The organism is Ruminococcus sp. 1001136sp1, assembly GCF_039841815.1.
Classification (GTDB): Bacteria; Bacillota; Clostridia; order Lachnospirales; family Lachnospiraceae; genus Blautia_A; species Blautia_A faecis.
Map to the genome: position 1 here is coordinate 170655 of NZ_JBDPGY010000001.1, position 23044 is coordinate 193698.

Here is a 23044-nt window from a genome sequence, read left to right on the forward strand (position 1 = left end):
CACTGAGTAAACCAGTTACTGTCCAGCTGTATGTAAAACTTCATCTGTGGGCAGTAACTTTGTTCCATCATCAATCAAAAAATGCAAGTCTGTCAAGTGCCTCAATAGCGCTTTCCAGATATCTGTCATCTGTAACCGGCCATTTGTAATCCAGTCTGTAAAGAACCTGTGCTGTAAACCGGTTGCTGTAATCCAGGGTATAGATCTCATTTTCATTATGAGCCGTATACGCGATCAGTCCGGAAACAACATCCGAATCATCACTGTTCTTTGCAAATTCTTTTACTGCAGCCTCAAACTCTTCATCACTTACAATGTCAATGTCAAATCCATGGCTCCGCATTGCATAGATCAGATCCGCCATATAGATATGATGGCTGTTGCAGGCGTGGAATACGGTAAATCTCCGGTCTGTCTGCACCAGTTTCAACACTGCAAGTGCAGTAGAATCAATTGGTGAAAATTCTGTAACTTCGTGCATAGCCCCAATTGGGAATTTACCAACTGCCTCATATCCTCTCAGGCTTCGCAGGAATCCGTTTGTAATAAAGTTGATCTGGAATTCACCATCTGAATTTCGGCTCATCAGATTTCCTACACGGATAACCTTTCCGTCAAGCCCACTGGAAACAGCTTCCAGTACGGCTCTCTCTGCAAGGAATTTTGTGCGGATGTATTCATTTGTGATGTTCTGTCCAATATACAGATCGTTTTCATTAAAGACTCTGGACATTGGCGGAACACCATCGGAACCCTCTCCGGCAACAGAAACAGTAGAAATCTGGATCAGTCTGCGTCCACTATTTTTACAGAATTCAATCAGATTTTCCACTCCGTGTACATTTATCTTCTCCAGTACATCACCAGCTGCAAAATGCTTTACGCAGGCTGCGCAGTTAATAATGGTGTTAAATTTGTAATCTGCAAATTTCTCCACCTGTTCTTTCGAGGTAATATCGCCATCCACACAGATAATACGCTCTCCAAACAGTTCCTGGCACGGATTATCGAAGTAATACATCAACATATGCATCATTCGTTTCTCCATGGACTCATATTTACCCTTACGTACCAGACAGTAAACCTTACCGTCATAATTATCCAGGTAAGCCTTCAGAACATGAATTCCCAGGAAGCCGGTTGCACCTGTGATCATGATATCACCAATTTCTTCCTTTGTCACCTGGTTTACGTTTTCTTCCACATTTCCGCTGATCACGCTCTGAATCCGGTTATAATTGTAGCTGGAGAATTCGTTCTCACTCTGCGGATTTTCAAATGCCTCACTGTTATCCACGATTGCAGAAAGCTCACGGATGGTCGGATATTTGAAAATGTCTGCATATACAATGGAAATATTCTTGGAAAGGCACATAACAGCAACTTTCGATGCAGTAAGTGAGGAGCCTCCAAGTTCGAAGAAGTTATCCTCAATTCCTACCTTTTCAATGCCAAGTGCTTTTTCAAATATCTCGCAAAGTTTAATCTGGACAGCAGTAACAGGCTCCACATAGGCTGTGCTTGCTGGGGTGGTTACTTCTGGTACCGGAAGTGCCTTTTTGTCAATCTTTCCGCCAGGAGTCACCGGCATCTTCTCAAGATGGACAAAGAAGGACGGCATCATGTAATCCGGAATCAGCGGGTTCAGGAACAGCTTCAGCTCATCTTCCGGAATGGTTTCACCAGTATAATAAGCTGTGATATATTTGTTTCCACCTTTTTCAATTACAATAACAGCCGCATTCTTCACCAGATCATGCTTCAGAAGGGCACCCTCGATCTCACCAAGCTCAATACGATATCCTCTTATCTTTACCTGGGAGTCGATTCTTCCGATATATTCAATATTTCCATCGCCCTTCATACGGACCATATCACCGGTTCTGTAAAGACGTTTGTCCTCGTCACATACGGAGAACGGATTTTTCACAAATACGGAAGCCGTCTTCTCAGGAAGATTGTGATATCCTCTTGCGATCTGACGTCCGGCATGGCAAAGCTCACCAGAAGCGCCCACCGGAAGCCGTTTCATATTTTCGTCTACAATGTAGCTGCGGATATTCCGCTGTGACTTACCGATCGGGATGTTGTCGTACTGTTTGTCAACCCAGAACTCTGTGGAGGAAACAGTATTCTCCGTTGGACCGTAGCCATTGATCATCTGGTAAGTTCTATCCCGGTAATATTTGAACTTCTCACCACCCAGGGTGACAAATTTCAGGCTCGGAGCATCGTCAAGAAGCTCTGCAACCAACTCGCCCATCTGAGTTGGGAAGGTAGCTGTGGTAATTTTTTCTTCTTTTATGAATTTTCCAACAGCAACCGCATCTTTTCGTATGCTCTCTGGCAAAATGTACAGTACTGCGCCTGCAGTAAGCGGAGCAAACAGGTCGATCACGGATGCATCGAAGCAGAAGCTTGCAAACTCTGCCACAATATCATCTGGTGTCAGTTTTCTTGTCATAAGGATATACTCGATCAGGTTCAGCAGGTTCCGCTGTTCAAGCATAACACCTTTTGGTTTTCCGGTGGAACCGGATGTGTAGATCATATAAGCCAGGTTCTCTGGTTTCGGAGCTGTGAGCTCTACAGAAAGTGCAAAGTCTTTGGATTCTGCTGCCACGTCATCCAGGCTGATCACATTCTGGTCGTAGAAGCCTACCAGACTGCGGTAACGGTCTATTACAAGCAGGTTTTCTGCCTCGGAATCCTTCAGCATGTACTCAATTCTACTCTGCGGATATTCCGGATCCAATGGAACATACGCACCGCCGGCTTTCATAACACCGATATAAGCTACGGCATATTCCTTTGTTCTTCCGCACAGAATACCTGCAACCTTTTCCCTGCCAAAGCCATTTTCCGTAAGCTTCTGAGCAACATAATCTGACATATGGTCCAGTTCTTTATAGGTAAGCTCGCCCATTCCGTCTTTTACCGCCGGTCTGTCCGGATATTTTGCAACAGCTTCCCTGAACAGGTCTACAAAGGTCTTTCCGGCATGGGAAGGATCATCTTCCATTTTGGTTTCTTCCTCAAACATCAGTCTGATGTCTGCCGGCTCGTATTCTCTCAGGATTCCATCTGCCGTTGTTTCCAGGTTATCTGCAAGGTATTTGATGGTTTCCTCGTTGTACATGTCGCCTCTGTACTCAATCTCAAAGACAAACTTATTTCTCTCAATTGAAATACTGATGGAAACAGGTGCCTTTGCCGCATTCAGCTGAACAGGTTCTTCCTGCGCATATTCCCCGCCGATATTATCAAAGGCGAAGTTGTCGCCCTGATAGATCACCATGGCATCTGCCTTGATGTTGAACTCATGGCTGATCTGGGAGAACGGATAAATATCGTTGTTCATGGAATTAATCAGCTGCTGCTGGACAGCATTCAGGCAATCCGCAGTGCTTCCTGAGAAATCACAGTAAACGGGAAGAGTCTTTACCAGCATACCCACGGTATCGGAAAGTCTGGAATCGTTTCTGCCGTGATAAATAGTGGTAAATACCGCATCCCTCCTGAAATTGTATTTTCCAAGAGTAATACCAAAAGCAGAGATAAAGAATACATTCTCTGTAATTCCGTGCTTCTTACAGAATGCCTTCACGTCCTGTACGGAGAACTCACTGGTCTCACGATGATACATCTCTGCGGTTGGAGCTGCTCCGCTCTTGTCTGGATAGAAGTTGATGCTTCCGCCCGCATTTTCAAAAACGGATTTATAGTAGTTCTCTGCATTCTTATAAGCATCACTTGCCAGAGCATCCCTGTTATCAAGGGCCAGATCATAGGAAGTATACTCTTCCACTTCCAGCTTTTCTCCGCTGTAAGCCCTGTTAATGTCGTTCAGGATAATGCCCAGGGAGGTACCATCTGCAACAATATGATGAATGTCAAGGAACAGATAATTTCCATCACAGGTTCTGTGAATCTCAAAGCGGAAAAGCTGTTCATTAAACAGCATGTACGGACGAACCAGAGTTTCCCGGTTCATTCCATTTATAATCTGCGTCTTATAAGTGAAAGCATCATTACGTTTCTGAAGGACTTCTCCTTCGTCGCTCATAAAGAGACGGGTTTTCAGGTAAGGATGAGCTGCAACGGTGCTGTCAATTGCTTCTGCCAGCTTATCCAGGTCAACCTTTTTGTCAAGCTTCAGAAGATATGGAATGTTGTAAATGGTGGATCCCATATTGGCTGTACACTCGATGAAAATTCCCTCCTGAGTATTGGTGAGAGGATAATTTTCCTGGATTTCCCTCTTGGTTTCTTTTCCGGCAGTCTTCACAAAGCTCTCTAACATCTGAATGGTTGGGTGATCCTTGATGTCAGATGTTTTTATCACAATGTCAAAAGCTTTGGAAATAAGGATATTCAGCTTAATAGCAGTGATAGAGGTCAGTCCTGCCTCGTAAATATCTGTGGTAATGCCGAATTCGGTATAGCCAAGAACCTCAGCAATACAGTCAAACAGCTTCTGCTGAGTCTCATTCTCCGGTTTCACGATTTCTTCCACTTTTCGCTCTGGCAGTGGAAGGGCTTTTTTGTTTACCTTCTGATTCTGGTTCAGCGGAATCTTGTCGATCTGCATGGTAACTGCCGGAACCATGTATGGAGGCTTGGTTTCTTTGATGAAATCATTTAACTTATTTATGTCAACCTGACCGTCAGATACTACATAAGCTGCAATATATTTTCCGCCGCCATTTGGATCGTCAAAAGCCACTACGGTTGCATCCTTTATGCCTTCGTATCTTCTTATGACCTCCTCAACCTCGGAAAGCTCAATTCTAAAGCCTCTGACCTTAACCTGGGAGTCTTTTCTTCCAATGATCTGGATGTTTCCATCCGGAAGATATCTGGCAACATCACCGGAATGATACAGGACTTCATAACCTTCTGCATCGTCATAAATATTCTTCGTATAAACTTCCGAAGTTTTCTCCGGTTTATTCAGATAGCCTCTGGAAACCTGCCATCCGGATATCATCAGTTCACCGCAAGCACCGTATGGAAGCAAATGGCCAAACTTATCGGCTATATAAAGCTTAAAGTTATCAAGTGCCTTTCCAATTGGAATGTTGGAGTAGTACTTATCTACTTCAAATATAGTTGTAAAAATTGTACACTCTGTAGGGCCATAAGCATTAAAGAATCTATAATCCTTCGGCGGCTCCATAGGAACAAGCTTCTCTCCGCCTATGGAAAGATATTGCAGGCTCTCGCAGCTCATTTCCATTGCAAACTGTCTTCCCACCTGTGTAGTCATAAAGGAATGGGTAACGCCATTCTCTTCAAAATAACGCTGAAGTGCAATGAAATCAAGGCGGATTTCTTCCGGAATAATGTGAAGCTCTGCACCGTTTGCAATTGCACCGTAAATGTCCATCATGGAAGCATCAAAACCAAAGGACGCATAAGCTGCTATTTTGGAGCTGTGATCTACCTGGTAATACTTTTTGTACCAGTGGCAGAATGCAGTGATATTTCCATATTCCAGCATACAGCCTTTCGGCACGCCGGTGGAGCCGGAAGTGTACAGTAAAATAAACAGATCATGAAGCTCTGGCTTCTTAAGTTCCACATCACGCTCTTCCAGCTGTGGGATCTCATCTGTAAATAAAACAGGTCCCTGATAGCCGTCTACCAGCGGCAGAAGCTCTCTGTCTGCGATCAAAAGCTTAGCAGCAGAATCCTCCAGCATGTACATCAGGCGGTCTTTCGGGTAAGTAGGGTCAAGAGGCTGGTATGCCGCACCGGCTTTGATCACGCCCATTGGTGCGATGGCCATGTATTCGCAGCGGGGGATCAGAATGGAGACTACATCCTCCCTGCCGATTCCCTGGGATGCAATATATTTTCCAAGTCTGTTGCTGAGCTCGTCCAGTTCTTTGTATGTATATTTCCGGTCTTTAAATACCACTGCGGTGTGGTCTGGAATGGTCTCTGCCAATTCAGCGAACATGTCAGAAATGGTTTTGCTTCTGTCAAATTCGTTTTCTGTATGATTGAATTCTGCGATCTTGTTTACCCCACTCTGAGAGATCACAGAGATTTCAGAAACATATTTTGTTTTCAGCATGGAGCTCATGGCAGCTTCATAGGAATCCAGGATTCCGTCAATAAAGGCCTGGCTGTACATGTCGCTGCGGTATTCTGCTGTAAGCACATAAGTGTGGTTGTACTCTCTTACCTGGATCAGCAGAGGCATTTTGGCCATATCCAGGGAAAGGTCGTGGCCTCTGGCAATGGTGTCTCCAATTGGATAATCGTCGCTTAACTCTGCCTGGTATGCAAAGGTAAGATCCGAATTCAGCCCGTATTTTGCACAAATATCGGAAAATGGGAAAATATCGTTTGCCATGGAGGACAGCATCTGCTCGGAAAGCTCTGCCATATACGCCTGTACGGTGGTCTTCGGGTCGAATTTGCAATAAACAGGAAGGGTTTTTACCAGCATGCAGACTGTGTTTTCAAGCCTGGAATCGTTTCGTCCATTATAAATAGTAGAAAACAGACTGTCCTCTGCATTGGAGTATTTTGCCATAAGGATGCCGAACAGACCTGTAAATAAAATATTCGGGGTAACACCCAGCTTCTCGCAATAGGAAAGAATGGCCTCTTCTTTCAGGCCCATGTTCTTCTCCAGATAACCTTTTTCAGGAGCTTTTCCATTCAGGTCTGGCATAGGGAGGGATTCCGTTTCAATTCCTTCAAAAATACTGTCATAATATTTCTCAGCTTTTTTGTATTTGCCCTCTTTCATCTGCTGTTCTTCGTCAAGGGCCGCATCAAATCCGGTATAGGACTCTTTTTCCAGTTTTTCACCCATATAGGCCTTATTGATATCCTCGAAAATGATATCATAGGAGTTGCCGTCAGCAATAATATGGTGGAAATCAGTAAAGAGGTATTTCTTATCTTCTGTCACATAAATTGCCACACGAAGGAGACGTCCCTTTTCCAGCTTAAACGGACGTACAAGGCTTTCCTTCTGGCTGGCAAATTTCTCATTTGTGGTCTCGATCACTTCCGGCACAAATGTCTCATTTCCAGGGCGCTGTACCATCTCCCCATTATCGTCAAGATATACCTGTGTAAGCAGATAGGAATGGGCGCTTACCATTCTGGCAATTGCATCGGATAATTTCCGGGTATCCACTGTTGGATCCAGTTCAAAAAGGAAGGGGATATTGTATACGGTACTCTCAGGATTTTTGCTGCATTCTGCAAAAATACCCTTCTGGGAACCGGTAAGAGGATAAACCTCTCTCTTTTCGTAGTTTCTGAGTTTCGGCGCCAGCATGACATATTTTTCCAGCTTCTCCACGGTATTGTTCTCGTGGATATCGCTTGTTTTTACGGTAACACCAAATTCCTCTGAGATCAGGACACAGAGCTTCATTGCACTGATGGAGGAAAGGCCGGCCTTATAAAAACTGGTGTCGATTCCGAAGAAGTCGTTTTCTACTACTTTTGCCACAATGTCAAAAATCTTCTTCTGCATTGGATTTTCCGGCTCTTTCAGGTTTCTGGGTTGCGCCACCGGCTTGGGCAATGCTTTTTTGTCAATTTTGCCATTCTGGGTTAAAGGCATTTTTTCCAGCTGGATGAAAACATCCGGAACCATGTAATGAGCCAGGGATTCTGACGCATAAGCGGTAAGCGCTTCAACATTGATCTGGCGGTCTGCCATAAAGTAGCAGCAAAGATATTTATTATCCACCGGTACTGTAATACTGGTGATGATTCCTTCGAAGCTGTTAACAACCTCCTCGATCTCACCAAGCTCGATTCTGAGACCGCGAAGCTTGATCTGATTGTCAATTCTTCCGAAAAATTCGATCTCGCCATCTGGAGTGATCTTTGCAAGATCGCCTGTTTTATAGGCTCTTTCTCCGTTGAGAGTGATGAAAACTTCTGCTGTTTTCTCCGGCAGATTGATGTAGCCACGACCTACTCCAAGACCTGCAATTACAAGCTCTCCGGTCTCTCCGTCCGGAAGGATCCTGTTCTCTTTGTCAACCACATAAACCTGAACATTGCCGTTTGGCTTTCCGATGGTAATGTTTTTGCTGTCGGTGATCACCTTCATGGTACAGCTGATGGTAGTCTCGGTTGGTCCATAGCCGTTCATAATATAAGCATCCGGGTTTACTGCGTGAATCTTGTCAAAAAGTGCAGGCGGGAATGCTTCTGCTCCTACGTCAAATACCTTGATCTGGGCAGCTGCTTCCTGAAGCTGGGGCAGATCGATCATATTGGAAAGATAGGTAGGAGTTGTGGTCATAATATCCACTTTATTTTTTACAATTAAATCTCCAAGCATAATGGGATTCAGGATCTCTTCATCGCTTGCGATCACTGCAGTCATTCCATTGGTGAGAGGGAGAAATTCCTCCAGTACCGAAACATCAAATGTCATGGCTGCCATGGAAAGGGAAACGCTTCCCCTGCTTACATAGCCATAGGTTTCCGCATTCTTTGGATTAGGATTTACAAAATTGGCAAGGTTGATATGCTCGATCATAACACCTTTTGGTTTTCCCGTGGAACCGGAGGTGTAAATACAGTAGCAAAGATCATGTTCCTTAATCTGGGTATCCGGGTTCCCGGCATTTGGGTTTTCCAGCAGTTCTTCAAGCAGAAGCACCGTACAGGAAAGCCTGGAAAACAGCTCCTGGCGCTCCTTCTGGATCTCCTTTGTGGTGATAATAAAGGGAACTCCTGCATCTTCAAAAATGAACTGTACACGGTCATCGGGATAATCCGGGGCTGCAACAGCAAATGCACCACCAGCCTTCAAAATACCCTGACGGACTGCGTAAAAGTCACAGCAGCGCTCCAGTACCACACCTACGATTTTTTCACAGCCAACGCCTTTTTCAATAAGAGAATTCGCAATTCTGTTTGCTCTTTCATTCAGCTGTGCGTAGGTAAAGCTTTCCTTGCTGGAAGCTACAGCACATTTGTCAGGATGAAGCCGCACCTGCTCTTCAAACAGCTTTGTCACAGGCTGAAATTCAAAAACAAAATTGCTCTTTTCGTTAATGTCAGACATTTCCTGCACCTCCTAAAATGATATTATTGTATTATTCATATCAATTGCGCGGATATAATCCATTGATTTTGAAATCTTTTTCACCAGCTCAATTCCATGGATATCAAACTCCTCATGGTCATAGCTGTATTCCAGCGGATTAAAATTCACTCCGTTGTCTCTTATCCTTAACTGGCAAATGTCATCCTCCAGGCAAAGATTGATGTCGATCCAGTTGGAAGTTTTTCCACCAAATTTAATGATATTCACAGTCATTTCTTCTGCACACACGGCAGCAAGATTGGCTCTGTTTCCGGATACACCGTTTTCCTTGCAGAACTCCAGGATTTTTCTGTTAACTGCGCCAGCTTCTTCCATGGTGCTCTTAATGGAAAAATCAAAATTGATTCCGGGATTTTGGTCCGGAACAATATAAAAAGTAGAATTTTTGTGTTTGATCTTTCGGAAAATCCAGGCTGCGATCAGGGTTATGATCTCTGTGGCAACGAATGCAGCACCAATTCCATTTGTACCGATTCCATCAATCTGTTTCCAGATAGAAATTCCTATAAATGTTGCAGGAAGAACTGCCACTGCATTTTCAAGGAAGGTAACAAAGCTTGCAATTGCAGTCTCTTCAATAGATTCATAATAGCTTACGGTAAATTTATTCCAGAGATAAGGCACTACACACAGAGCAAAAATACGCAGTGCATGAACCATCTCTCGTCCCAGCTCTCCGCCGCCTCCGAACATAATGGTGATCTGTTCTGTAAACAGCATGATCAGAACGAATATGACGGCCAGCACGATGTAGCTGTATTTCAGCATTTTTTTGCACAGGACACGGATTCCCACATAGTCTTTTTCTCCAAAAAGAATTCCTGCAACATTAGGAATTACACCTATGATTCCGCCTGTAAGCATTTCCACGATCAGCAAAACATTGTCGCAGACCGTAAATACTGCCATTCCATCTTCCCCGATCTGATTCATGATGATGGTATTCAGGCCAAGGGCTTTTACAAAATTGGTTGCCATGAAAACGAGCATGGGCACACCTGTAACCACCGCTTCCTTCACGATTCCGAAATCCTTTGCATTCAGCCGCACGAAACTGATATTCCTCTTATCTGAGCGAATGTAGAAAAGAAAAACCACCATGGCAAAAAGGAAGCCAAGTACCGTTGATAAGGATGCACCTGTGACTCCAAGTGGTGTAAATCTAAGAAATATGTAATCCAGCACAAGATTTATCACGTTGGCTGCGATCAGATAAACAGAAGCAAGCTCCGGATGGTTTTCCACCCCAAGGTAGTTTACCATCATCAGACCGATTCCGATTACCGGTGCACCTAACATGCTGATGCGGATATAGTCTCTTGTATAAGTTGTCAAAACTCCGTCTCCGGATACCAGAAATCTGGCAATAGGTCCTGCAGCAGGAAATGCAATAAGAGAAAACAGCAACCCCACCACGAGTGTGACGATGAAAGTGGCTGAAAACAATTTCGAAGCCCCTTCTTTGTCACGTTTACCAAGCATATTTCCTGCAGCTATGGAACCTCCCACACCCAGACAGTAACCGGTAAGCTGAACTATCGTTTCAACCGGAAGACTCATTGTGACTGCGGACATTGCTTCTACACCAATTAAATTACTTACAAAGATAGTGTCCACAATGTTTCCAAGCTGAAGTGCCAGCGACATCATAATACCTGGAACGATATACTTGTTTAATTTCGCATTCAGCAATCTGTTATTTCTGTTTTCCACCATTCCATCCCCTTTCGAAATTCCGGAATATTTCTAAACAAAATCAGAATACTCCACATTTATATATAATTTAGCAAAAAATGAAATATTTTTCAATAAAGCAACGAAAATAACGTCAAATTAAACAAAAATAGCTTAAAAAAATACCGGTTTCCCGAAGATATCCCTTTAATGGAATTCTTTGGAAACCGGTAGTATCCTTCCTGATATGTAATTATTCAGCAGACTCCAGAACATGTTTAAAAAGGCTTTCTACAAAATGTACGTCACAATTTGCGGAGCCTGCAGATTGCAGGAAATAAATTTTCAGGCAAACTCCAAAGCCCTGTGGCAGGCTGCTTTATGCCCCTTTTCCACCTCCTGAAGCACAGGAGCTTCCTGCCTGCAGCGGTCTGTTGCATAGGGACAGCGGGTATGGAATTTGCATCCTGACGGTGGATTGTAGGCACTTGGCACGTCACCCTCCAGAATGATACGCTGACGTTTCTTCTTCACATCTGGAAGCGGGATTGCAGAAAGAAGAGCTTTTGTATAGGGGTGCATCGGATTGGAATAAAGCTGGGCTTTTTCTGCAACCTCAACCACACTTCCAAGATACATAACTGCGATTCTGTCACTGATATGGCGGACTACGCTCAGGTCATGGGAGATAAACAGGTAGGTCAGATTTTTCTTCTGCTGCATATTTCTCATAAGATTCAGCACCTGCGCACGGACAGATACGTCCAGTGCGGAAACCGCCTCGTCACAGACAACAAATTCCGGATTCAGGATCAGTGCCCTTGCAATTCCGATTCGCTGCCTCTGACCTCCTGAAAACTCATGAGGAAAACGGTTCAGATACTGTTTATCCAGTCCAACCTCCTGAAGGATCTCTTCCACCATTTCCCTGCGTTCTTCCTTAGTCCCCACTTTATACACCTCAAGAGGGGCACTGATCAGATCATAAACGGTCATTCTGGGATTCAGGGAGCTATATGGATCCTGGAAAATAATCTGCAGCTTCCGGCGCATTTCCCACATTTTTTTCTTATCATAGGTAAGGATATCTTCCCCATTGTACATAACCTGGCCCTCTGTTGCCGGGATCAGGCGGAGAATAGTTCTTCCCAGAGTGGATTTTCCGCAGCCGGACTCTCCGACCAGGCCCAGTGTCTCACCCTTTCTCACAGAAAGACTTACATGGTCTACTGCTTTTACTACAGATGGATTACGGTTCAGAAGCCCTTTTTTTGCCGTAAAATATTTGGATAAATCCTTTGTTTCCAATAAGATTCCTGTGTTCTCACTCATTATTTCTCACCCTCGTATCTGAAGCAGCTTACCAGAGAATTTCCAGCATGGTAAACGCCTGGTTTTTCTTTCATGCAGCGGTCTTTTCCGTAAGGACATCGTGGAGCAAATCTGCAGCCTGCAGGCATGGCGTCCGGTGCCGGAACGGTGCCCTCAATGGTATTCAGCAGCTCTACATCCTCATCAAGGCGGGGAATAGAGTTCAAAAGTCCCTGTGTGTAAGGATGCTTCGGTCTTTCAAAAATATCCTCAATGCTGCCGTATTCTACTGCTTTTCCTGCATAAAGAACAAGCACATCGTCTGCGGTCTCTGCTACTACCCCCATATCATGGGTAATCAGCATAATGGCTGTTCCCATTTTTTCCCTGAGCTCACACATCAGCTCCAGGATCTGTGCCTGGATGGTTACGTCCAGGGCTGTGGTAGGCTCATCTGCAATAAGAAGTCTTGGCTCGCAGGATACTGCCATGGCGATCATCACTCGCTGGCGCATACCGCCAGAAAGCTGATGCGGATATTCCTTCATCCGCTTCTCCGGAGCAGCGATCCCAACTCTTTTCAGAACGTCCACAGCTCTTGTCCAGGCTTCTTTTTTACCGCAGTTCTGGTGGAGCATAATTGGTTCCATCAGCTGGGTTCCAATAGTCAGAGTCGGATTCAGGGCAGTCATTGGATCCTGAAAAATCATGGCAATATCATTTCCACGGATCCTGCACATCTCTTTCTCCGGAAGCCCTATCAGTTCTTTTCCATCCAGTTTGATGCTGCCGCCGGAAATCCGGGCGTTGCTTCCAAGAAGCTGAAGGATAGACATGGATGTGACACTTTTTCCGCATCCGGACTCTCCTACAATTCCGAGGATCCTGCCTTTTTCTACAGAAAAGCTTACACCGTCAACGGCTGTGTTAATGCCTTTTTTTGTCTGAAACTGTACCTGTAAATTCTCTACTGAAAGTAAAGATGCCATAGCTGTACTCCTTTTTCTCTTAATTAACTCACTGTGATTCTTTCACAGCTCCTGAAATCCGCCAGACATGAGAGTCTTTTCTCTCATATTTGGCGGGTTCCAGGATCAAAAGCTTTATCCGCTTTTGTCCTGTTTCCCATTTTTATTACTCTTTATCCCACTCCCAGGAAGACCAGTTCAGACAATTAAAGTCTGCAACGTTCAGGTTCTTCATGCTCTTGTTGTAAGCGGTAAGAAGGTTCTTTGTATATAAGTAGCCCATAGCTGCTTTTTCTACAACCTTTTCCTGATACTCATCGAAGTATGGTTTTCTTGCTTCAAAAGTAAGCTCTGCGTTTCCTTTGTCGATCAGGTCAGAAAGCTCTGTATCCTGAAGCTGGCAGAAGTTGCAGGAGCTTTCCGGATAGATCATTTCACGGCTCTCACTTGGGTCAAGAGTTCCGCCGGAACCAATGATTCCAAGATCATGCTCGCCGTCAAGCATACGGCTCATCAGAGTTGCAAAGTCCATCTGCTCAATTTCTACATTTACACCGACATTTGCAAAATCCTGTACGATCAGAGCTGCACATCTCTCGGTAATGCTGCTTCCAGAGGAGATGAAAAATTTCAGTGTCTGTCCAGCCGGAAAGCCTGCTTCTGCAAGCATCTCTTTTGCTTTTTCAGGATCGTACTGAACCTGAACTTTGTCATTGTAGTATGGGCTTACCGGTGCGATCGGGGTCATGATCGGAGTTCCCTCTCCCATAAGAAGACCATTTACCAGTACGTCACGGTTGATTGCCATATTCAGTGCCTGGCGAACTTCCTGAGTAAGATATTCCTTCTGAGTATTGAAGATCAGAGTGGTATAGGAAGTGGTAGGAACAGACTCTGTTACCAGGTTATCCTGGGACTTGGCTGTTTCCCAGTCATCAGTCAGTACAGAACCGAATCCGATCAAATCAAGCTCGCCGTTCATAAGACCGGAAAGAACGTTTGCAGACGGTACTACACGGATGATCAGACGGTCAATATTTGGAGTTCCAAGATAGTAGTTTTCGTTCTTTGTGAACTCCATACGCTCACCATTGATCTCACTGTCATAGATGAATGGGCCGGAACCTACCGGATTTGCCCAAAGGTCAGGAGCATTGATCTCTTCTGCTGTTTTTCCTTCAAATACATGTTTCGGGATGATGAAAACAGTGTCGATATCCTGCAGGAATGTATCAGGATACATAGCCTCTTTTAATTTGAAGGTTACTTCATAATCGCTGTCTGCAGTTACTTCGATAGAATCCTCGGAAAGCTCTGCTCCGGAATCATCCACACCGGCAATGTACTCCAGGTGATAACGGCTCTTTGCCTCTACAGACGGATCAGAATACATCTGGTAGCTGAATACAACGTCCTCTGCTGTAACCGGCTCACCATCAGACCATACTGCGTCTTCATGAAGCTTAAAGGTAACTGCGTCACTGGCATCGTTTACAGTCCAGGACTCAGCAAGGCGTCCCTCAATGGAACCGTCTGCGTTTGTCTGTGTCAAACGGTCATAGATCTGATCACAGATAAAACGGGTGTAGTTGCTTGTGGTGTTCAGCGGCATCATGGTATCCCATGCCTGGTCCATGGCAGCTGTTACAACTTTTTCCTCTGCCTCAGCAGCAGCCGGAACAGCATAGCCTGCTACCATGCTTCCTGCAAGCAGGAGCGCTGCAGCCTTTTTCATGTTGAATTTCATAGGTCTCCTCCTTTTTCTTTTGTCAGGGATGTTTTTTCTCTGACAGGTTTTGTGAAGCAAATCAGTCCGGGAAACTCCCGGAACCAATCTTATGTCAACGGACTGTCCGGTCTTGCATCAAGACCTTCATGATCCTGAGACATTACAGTTTGATTTTCGGATCCAGCGCATCGCGGATGCCGTCGCCCAGAAAATTAATACTTAACACCGTGATCAGAAGTGCAAGTCCCGGCGGAAGCCAGATCCACAGCTTCTGGGAAAGCACAGTAATGGACTGCGCATCGTAGAGCATATTTCCCCAGCTTGCTCCCGGCGGCTGTACACCCATGCCAAGGAAGCTTAACGATGATTCAGAAAGGATGGCACTCGCCATCTGGAATGTGATTGCGATCAGGATCGGGGCAAAAGAGTTTGGAAGAACATACTTTGTCACGATCTTGAAATTGGAGGTACCAATTGCCCTTGCAGATTCTACATATTCTTTCTCGGATACGGAAAGTACATTTGCATAGATCAGTCTGGCAAACTGTGTCCAGCCGAGCACACCAATGACACAGGTTACAGACCAGACAGACGGTCCAAGAACTGCAACCAGTACCAGGATCAGCACAATTGAGGGAAAAGACATAAAAATATCTGCAATTCGCATAATAACTGCTTCCGCCTTTCCTCTGGCATAACCAGCAACCAGGCCAAGAGGAACTCCGATTGCGCAGCTGATCAGTGTGGAAACAAAACCAACCAGTAGAGAGGTTCTTCCGCCATACATCAGACGGGCAAAAACATCACGCCCGATAGCATCAGTTCCAAGGATGTGCGCTCCTCCCGGAGCTGCAGAAAAGGCAGTGTAATCTGAAGTATAAGGATCCAGTTTCAGGATCATGGGAAGAAAAACCACCATCAGGATTTCCACGATCAAGACCACCAGACCTGCCATAGCCATTTTGTGTTCTTTCAGTTTATCAAGTACCTCGGAAAGATAGCTTACATTTTCGTTTTTCTGTTTTTTCATTTCTGTCTTCTATCCTCCCTTATTTATAGCTGATTCTCGGATCCAGAATTCCGTATGCAACATCAGTGAGAATATTCGCAATAAGAACCGCTGCCGCGATCATAACCGTGATTCCCATAATAACCGGGTAGTCTCGTCCGTTGATCGCTGTTACCATAAGAGAACCAATTCCCGGCCATCCGAAAACCTGCTCGGTTACAACTGCGCCGCCTACAATAGAAGGAATGGACATTCCCACAACTGTAACGACCGGTGTAAGGGCATTTTTCAAGGCGTGCTTCATGATCACTTTCCATTTGGTAAGACCTTTGGACTTGGCGGTACGAATGTAGTCGTCCTGCATAACTTCCAGCATACTGCTTCGCATGTGCCTTACCCATCCTCCGATCTGCTGAAAGGAAAGGACCAGACAAGGCAGGATCATGTGCTTCATCAGATCTCCGAATGTATGAGCTCCGCTTGAGCTGTACATTCCTCCTGATGGCAGAATGTTAAACACAATGGCGAACAGATAAATAAATACCAGTCCTACAAAGAAGTTCGGAGTCGCCATCATCAGCATAGACAGACCGCCGGAAAAGTAATCTCTTCCTGAATTCGGCCTGGAGGCAGCAAAGATTCCAAGAGGAATGGATACGATCAATGACAGTACAATGGAGCTTGCCGCCAGAATCGCAGTAGCCGGAAGACGCTCCAGTATCATCGCTGCCACCGGTCTCTGGGTGCTGTAGGAAAATCCCAGATTTCCCGTAAGCAATTGTTTCAGCCAGGTAAAATACTGAATGATCACCGGCTGATCCAGTCCAAGTGCCACTCTCTTACGTTCCAGCTCTGCCGGAGTAATTCCCGGATCTGCCAGAAGTGCATCCAGCGGTGAACCAGGCGCCATATTCAGAATAAAATAGGCCAATATGGTAATTCCGAAAAAAGTGGGAATGGCAATCAGTATTCTTTTTAATATGTATTTCCACTTCATAGTGTTTTCCCTTCATCTCCTTTTCCTAGAACCTGTTTGAAAAAGTATTTCCGCAAGCTCCCACAAATTGTGGCGCACATCTTGCAGAAATCCATTTTCAAACACGCTCTACCATAATCCGGATAATCTCTTTATCCGTTTCGCACATACCTTCCTTCGCCAGCTGTCCCACGTTCCGGATGGTATTTTCCACACCGTGGGTAACGATTCCATCACCTCCGTAGAACTGCTGTCCCTGTATGTACATTTCATAGCCCATGATTCCGGCATCAACTGCTGCTGAAATCTTGGCTGCGCAGGAGGCTTTCGCTCCGTCACAGATGATTCCGGAAACAATTGCCAGGGAATTCACGATTGTATGTGCAATTACTTCATAATCGCCGCCGTAGAGATAAGCAATTCCCGCACCGCTTCCACAGCCTGCACTTACTGCACCGCAATAGGCAGAAAGAGTTCCGATTCCAGTCTTCAGATGAATGGTTACAAGATTGGAAAGCACCAGGGCGCGAAGCATTTTGTCATGGGAAACCTGCAGCTCTCTGGCAAATTCAATGACCGGAATGCTGGCAGTCATGCCCTGGTTGCCGCTTCCGGAGTTGATCACCACAGGAAGCTCGCAGCCATTCATTCGGGCATCGGAACCGGCTGCTGCCTTGGCTCTGGCACGGATCTTAATATTGTCGCCGTAGGTGTGAAGAAGGACTTTTCCGATGTTCGCTCCATAGTTTCCACGAAGTCCCTCCTCAGAAATGGCTGTATTGTAACGGATCTGACGCTCCAGAACCTCCTTTACATCTTCTGTGTCAACAGTATTGGCAAAGTCGATAATGTCTTCTATGTTTAATATGGAATGGTCGGTCTTTTTCTCTTCCTTACCTGAACAGACATCTTTCCGGAAAACAGGCTGGCCGTTTTTCTCAATAAGGATGATGTTGGTGTGCGTATCTACAATGCGGACACGGGCCGTTTCAGTACCTTTGGTTACGGTCAGATCGATTTCAAATACATGCCCGGTGGATGCCGGAGTGATCCTGGGTTTCACCTGATCCATGTAGGACTTGATTTCTTCCTTCTGACCGGATGTTACTCTTGCAATTACTTCAAGGAGCGCTTCCGCATCGCCTGCGATCACACCCGCGCACAGAGCAGCTGCAATTCCCCTCATGCCGCCAGTATTGGGAACGATGACGCTTTTTACATTTTTGATAATATTTCCACTTACTTTAATATCCAGCTGTTCCGGCAGATTACCTAAAGTTTTTCTCGCCACTGCGCCTGCATAGGCAATGGCAATGGGTTCGGTACATCCCATTGCAGGAACCAGTTCTTCCTCTAGGATTTTTACGTAAGCCTGGTATTTTTCATCACTTTTGTGCAATGTTTTCTCCTCGCTTTCGCACAACATTATAAATACTTTAGCACACTATCTTCTTAAAATCAATTAATTCCAGAAATTTTATATTTAGAAAAATCCCGAACTATATTTGTGAATTTTGTTTTTGTTAATCACTTCGCGAATATAATCCTGATACAGATTTTTTATTTGGAATCAGATCACAGGATTCTTTTTAGAAATAGTCATATCCGCCATGAATGTCTACAACGCTTCCATTCATGTATCCATTTTTCAGAACTTCGTATGCCATATCTGCCACTTCTGAGATCTCACCAAAGCGGTGAAGCGCAATCTTACGGTTAATGCGTTCATAGCTTTCCGGAGTGCGGTTCTTATGCCAGCTGGTTTCAATGAATCCCGGGGCAATGGCATTGACCCGGATCTGCTTTGGTTCCAGTTCTTTTACCAGGGATTTGGTAAGGAAATGAATGGCGGATTTGGTGACGCCGTAAACCAGAGATGAGGAATAAGCCTGCTGTCCTGCGTAGGAGCCTGTAAAAAGAATGCTGCCGCCTTCGCTCATAATGGGGCGAAGTTCTTTCACCAGAAATACCGGAACAGACAGGTTGGTATTCACAATTTTGGTCCATTCGTTGAAGGTGTAGTCTTCATATTTCGCATAGGTGCTGATTCCTACGTTGTTTATCAGCCAGTCTACATGGCTCGCTTCTTCTTTGACCCGGGATACAAATTTCATCATTTCATCATAGGATGACATATCAGCCTGGAGCAACCGGATTTTTTTCTGATTTTCCTCTGTTTGTGCATGAAGAAATTCCTCCGCCTGCTCTGTGTTATGTCCATAGCTTACATATAAAATATCGTCTGACGCAGAATTTTCCAGAATTTTCTCCGCAATCCCTCTTCCAATTCCAGATGTACCGCCGGTGATTATGGTTACTTTGCTCATGGGGTGTCCTCTTTTCTGTATATTTTATTACTATTTAGTGTGTTGAAAGTTGTTAAAGGCGGACGCATTCGGACAATGGTGATTGCTCACTCGCCGGCGCAACGCTCCAGCGAACTAACTGCTAACTGCGACTAAATCGTTCAGGAGAGCCTTCACGATTAAGTCGACCTAAGCAGTGGATTTCGCCTACGCTAAAACCGCGCCTGAAATGGCTCGCTAGAGCAATCACCATTGCCCGAATGCTGTGTACTGGCTGGGACTTATTTGTACATAGGAACTTTCAACAGGTGGGGAGGGGGAGTGACTGGTTTCCCTATACTGTATCGCAAACGAAAGTTTATAGGGATTTTGCCCGAAATTAGCGGCTTTTACAATTTTGATGAAGTATTTGCACATTTTTAGGGCTGTTTTACAAGTAAAAAACTTGACATATTATTTTATGTGCCTTCGATATCCCATTTAGATGGTTGATACTTCGCAGCTTTATTAGTTTTACCTAATCTATCATTGCCAAGAAAGTATCGGGAAACCAATCACTCCCACCACCTCCTTGTTAAAAGTTCCTAAACAGCATCAGTTTCAGCCGACACACAGCATTTGGGCAATGTGTATTACTCCAGCGAGCCATTTCAGGCGCGCTCTTAGCGTAAGCGAAATCCAGCGCTTACGGAGACTTATGCGTGAGGGCTCTCCCGAACGCATTAGTCGCAGTTAGCGATTAGTTCGCTGGAGCGTTGCGCCGGCGAGTGAGTAATACACATTGTCCAAATGCGTCCGCATTAAAGAACTTTTAATCAACTAAATAACAATTTCGTTATTCTCTATGATAACAAGAACCAGGTCATACTTTCAATGTGTTATTGAAAATAGCCCGGTTCTTATAAATTTATTTTTTATAAATCCATCAGTCTGTCGTAGACGTCCTTCGGGATATACGGCTGCTGGTTGTGGATGGGTTCGCCCAGGCAGGTCTTGGGATAAGCGAAGGTGCCGGGCTCCAGGCGGATTTCAAGGAGTTTCGGCGCTTCGGTGCCATGTAAAAAGTCTGCCGCTTTTTCAACAACCTCATTGGCTTCCATACAGGCACTGCTGATTCCATAAGCTTTGGCTACCTCTGCGAAGTTGCAGGACGAGAAGCCGCTGCCTTCTGAGGTATCAGCATAGACCTGCTCAAAGTAGTCGCGCTGGAGGTGGCGGATCATTCCCAGGGCGTGGTTGTTCATTACCATCATGGTAATAGGAAGATTCTCACGCTTGACCCACTCCAGTTCCTGAATGTTCATCTGGAATGCGCCGTCACCGCAAATGCAGGCTACTGGCTTTCCGGTGGCGTAATAAGCTCCGATTGCTGCTGGAAGAGCATAGCCCATTGCTCCGTGTCCGCCGGAGAAAAGAAGCTTCTGGTCTTTCTGGTTATGGAAGGACTGGTAGCTCCATACCATATGCTGTCCTACGTCAACTGCTACTGCGGAAGTGTCTGCAAGAGCGTCGCTTAAAGCTGCGATCATACGGTTCGGATAACGTTCCGGGGTGGAATCATCTACTGCGCGCAAAGATTTCTTTATATCGGCGCACACAGCCAGCCATTCACTGAAATCATAAACCGTCGAGCCATCAGATTCTGCACTCCCTGCACTTTCCGCATTTTCTGCCATTGCCCGAATCACCTCGGCAGCATCTGCACAGAATTTCATTTCATCAATTCCATTTTCGTGAATATTTCGCTGCAAATTATAGTTATCAATATCTACTCGGATGATTTTCGCGTTTTTCGCGAACTCATGAACTTTCGTACCAATCTGACGGGTGCAAAGGGAAATGCCAAGACAAATCAGCAAGTCACTTTTCGCATTGGCGATCATATTGGCATAGCGATGTCCGTAAGCGCCTCCGATGCATCCAAAATTCAGCGGATCGTCCCACGGTAGTGCTGACATTTCCAACACGCTTGTGATCACTGGTATTTTCCACTGGCGTGCCAGAGTAAATAACTGGTCGCGAACTGCTTTGTCGCTGACTCCATGTCCTAACATGATTACTGGACGCTGTGCTTTATCCAGAGCTTCACGGATTGCATCTGCTGCAGAAACAGCACAAGCTGATATTTCACAGTCTGCCATTTTTGCAGACTCTAATACTCCACTGTCGTCCGGCTTCATTGCCATGTCCACGCCTGCTGCTCCGCAGCTGTTTGCAGTTGCTTCCATGCTGCTCTCGCAAGCTGCACCAAATCCCATCTCATCCAGACTTATGTCATAAACCGGATTTTTTACATCCCCCCGCTGTATATTCATAGGAAGATCAATCAATACCGGCCCCTTCCGACCAGAATTCGCAATATGATAAGCTTTATTCAGTTCTTTTACAATATCCTCGTCTTCCCGGATCTGTACTGCATACTTGGTCACAGGCTTCGCCATGGCAACAATATCAATCTCCTGAAAGCCCTGCTGCCGAAGTCCCGGGATGCCGGAATACTCATAAGTATTCAGCTGACCAGTAAGAAAAACAACCGGAAGAGAATCAAAATAAGCATCTGCGATTCCTGAAATCAGATTCGCAGCACCCGGGCCGCTGGTCGCATAAGCACATGCACACCGTTCCCCCGCCTGGGCATATCCACATGCTGCAAAAGCCGCTCCCTGCTCATGATAGCTGGAATGGCTTCTGGTATGAGGATTTTTCTCTATAGAATCAACCAGATGGGCGATCATGGTTCCCTGGTATCCAAAGAAATCATGAATCCCTTTTCTCTGTAAAAACTCAACAATGTAATCCGTTACTTTCATTTCCAGAATTTCTCCACCTTTTTTTTCAGATTTGTCCTTCCTGCTACCCCCAACATATCCAGATAAATATGCTGAAGCTCCTCATCCGGAATAAACACCTCGTCATTCTTAAGGCTCTTCACCATAGCCTTTGTATATGGGACAAAAACTTTTTCCAAAGCCGGATAATCTTTATTCTTATAAAGATTTATAATATACTCTTTGTTATCCAGATAATATTTCTCCAATTCAATCTTGGATGCACAGAATTTCACATAATTCCAGCTCCAGTTCAGATATTCCTTTTTCTGGTTGGCATGTCCCTGCTTTCGTCGGGCATGGCTTCGCTTCCGGATCAGGCTCTTCTGACTTCCCACTTCCTGAAAATAATCCTCGAATCGGATCCTGGCACTGACCATTTCCGACAGCTTCACTGTATAATTATCCAGAACCTTCTCCTGGTAGTCTTCCCCATAATACTTCTGAAGATACGTATAAGTATCTCCCGGCACCGGAAACTTCCTGCCATCGATCACCACAGTTTCTGTCTCATCAAAAATTTCCCTTGGAAAATACACTGCCTTTTTCTTCAGGCGAACTACATATTCCTGGGTATCCTCCACATTCATCCTTTTACAGAGCATGCGGTAAAGGCTTTTTCCCAGACGGGCACGTCCTGTGACCAGGCGAAGCCTCATGACAAAACGGCAGATTGCCTTTTTCCTGCCTTTTCGGTCTCCATAATAATCAGCCAGCTCATTCCATCCCACTTCCTGGGCTCTTGTCCACAAATGAGCGAGTCTGGAACGCTGTTTTCCACGCAGGGGCAGAATATCCACTCCCATACCCGGATATTTGTAGTTCCTGCCTTCATTCAGACGGAAGCACAACGTATCCAGATCTGTATAGCGAAGGAAAAATCCATAAAAACGCTTATTGTTATTCATGGATTCTACAATTCTGCCATCCGGAGTCTCCTTCTCCACAGCCAGACGAAAGCGCTCCATATCCGCAGTCCGCATATAGACCACACCTGCATGAGGGCTGGTGATCTCCTGCCCGGTAACACAGCACAAAGTAAGCTGTGGTCCCAGATAATAAGGAATTCCTTCTCTTTTACATATTTTATCTATTTCGGCCAGAAGCTTTACAACTTCTTTTATTTCTCTGTTCAAGCTA

At 45.1% G+C, this 23044-nt stretch carries 11 protein-coding genes; all 11 read right to left on the reverse strand.

What is annotated here, in order from left to right; genetic code table 11:
- Window positions 1-70: 70 nt before the first annotated feature.
- The 11 genes from ABHC48_RS00860 to ABHC48_RS00910 all read right to left on the reverse strand — a co-directional run bounded on the left by ABHC48_RS00860 (window position 71) and on the right by ABHC48_RS00910 (window position 23040).
- Window positions 71-9061, reverse strand: a complete 8991-nt coding sequence (locus ABHC48_RS00860) for a non-ribosomal peptide synthetase (protein WP_195698940.1) — start codon at window positions 9059-9061, stop codon at window positions 71-73.
- Window positions 9062-9073: 12 nt separating this feature from the next.
- Window positions 9074-10819, reverse strand: coding sequence for an MATE family efflux transporter (locus tag ABHC48_RS00865; RefSeq protein ID WP_207749281.1), 1746 nt, complete (start codon window positions 10817-10819; stop codon window positions 9074-9076).
- Between the two features lie 303 nt (window positions 10820-11122).
- On the reverse strand, window positions 11123-12109 hold the full coding sequence (locus tag ABHC48_RS00870; protein ID WP_195698939.1) for a dipeptide ABC transporter ATP-binding protein: 987 nt from the start codon (window positions 12107-12109) through the stop codon (window positions 11123-11125).
- Window positions 12109-13077: an ABC transporter ATP-binding protein gene (locus ABHC48_RS00875; RefSeq protein ID WP_118577947.1), complete on the reverse strand. Its 969-nt coding sequence runs from the start codon at window positions 13075-13077 to the stop codon at window positions 12109-12111. Before ABHC48_RS00875 ends, ABHC48_RS00870 begins: the two co-directional genes overlap by 1 nt.
- Window positions 13078-13222: 145 nt before the next feature.
- The gene (locus ABHC48_RS00880; RefSeq protein ID WP_173769692.1) at window positions 13223-14803 is read right to left on the reverse strand and encodes a peptide ABC transporter substrate-binding protein; all 1581 of its coding nucleotides are present in this window, start codon (window positions 14801-14803) and stop codon (window positions 13223-13225) included.
- A 142-nt stretch (window positions 14804-14945) separates the two neighbouring features.
- The gene (gene opp4C / locus ABHC48_RS00885) at window positions 14946-15815 is read right to left on the reverse strand and encodes an oligopeptide ABC transporter permease (RefSeq protein WP_173718543.1); all 870 of its coding nucleotides are present in this window, start codon (window positions 15813-15815) and stop codon (window positions 14946-14948) included.
- Between the two features lie 19 nt (window positions 15816-15834).
- The gene (locus ABHC48_RS00890; RefSeq protein WP_118577950.1) at window positions 15835-16791 is read right to left on the reverse strand and encodes an ABC transporter permease; all 957 of its coding nucleotides are present in this window, start codon (window positions 16789-16791) and stop codon (window positions 15835-15837) included.
- A gap of 97 nt (window positions 16792-16888) precedes the next feature.
- The gene (locus ABHC48_RS00895; protein WP_195698938.1) at window positions 16889-18169 is read right to left on the reverse strand and encodes an L-serine ammonia-lyase, iron-sulfur-dependent, subunit alpha; all 1281 of its coding nucleotides are present in this window, start codon (window positions 18167-18169) and stop codon (window positions 16889-16891) included.
- A gap of 190 nt (window positions 18170-18359) precedes the next feature.
- Window positions 18360-19097: an SDR family oxidoreductase gene (locus ABHC48_RS00900; RefSeq protein WP_173735412.1), complete on the reverse strand. Its 738-nt coding sequence runs from the start codon at window positions 19095-19097 to the stop codon at window positions 18360-18362.
- Between the two features lie 893 nt (window positions 19098-19990).
- On the reverse strand, window positions 19991-21886 hold the full coding sequence (locus ABHC48_RS00905; RefSeq protein WP_195698937.1) for a thiamine pyrophosphate-binding protein: 1896 nt from the start codon (window positions 21884-21886) through the stop codon (window positions 19991-19993).
- Complete coding sequence (locus tag ABHC48_RS00910; RefSeq protein WP_195698936.1) at window positions 21883-23040, reverse strand: LicD family protein; 1158 nt, start codon at window positions 23038-23040, stop codon at window positions 21883-21885. Before ABHC48_RS00910 ends, ABHC48_RS00905 begins: the two co-directional genes overlap by 4 nt.
- Window positions 23041-23044: the final 4 nt, after the last annotated feature.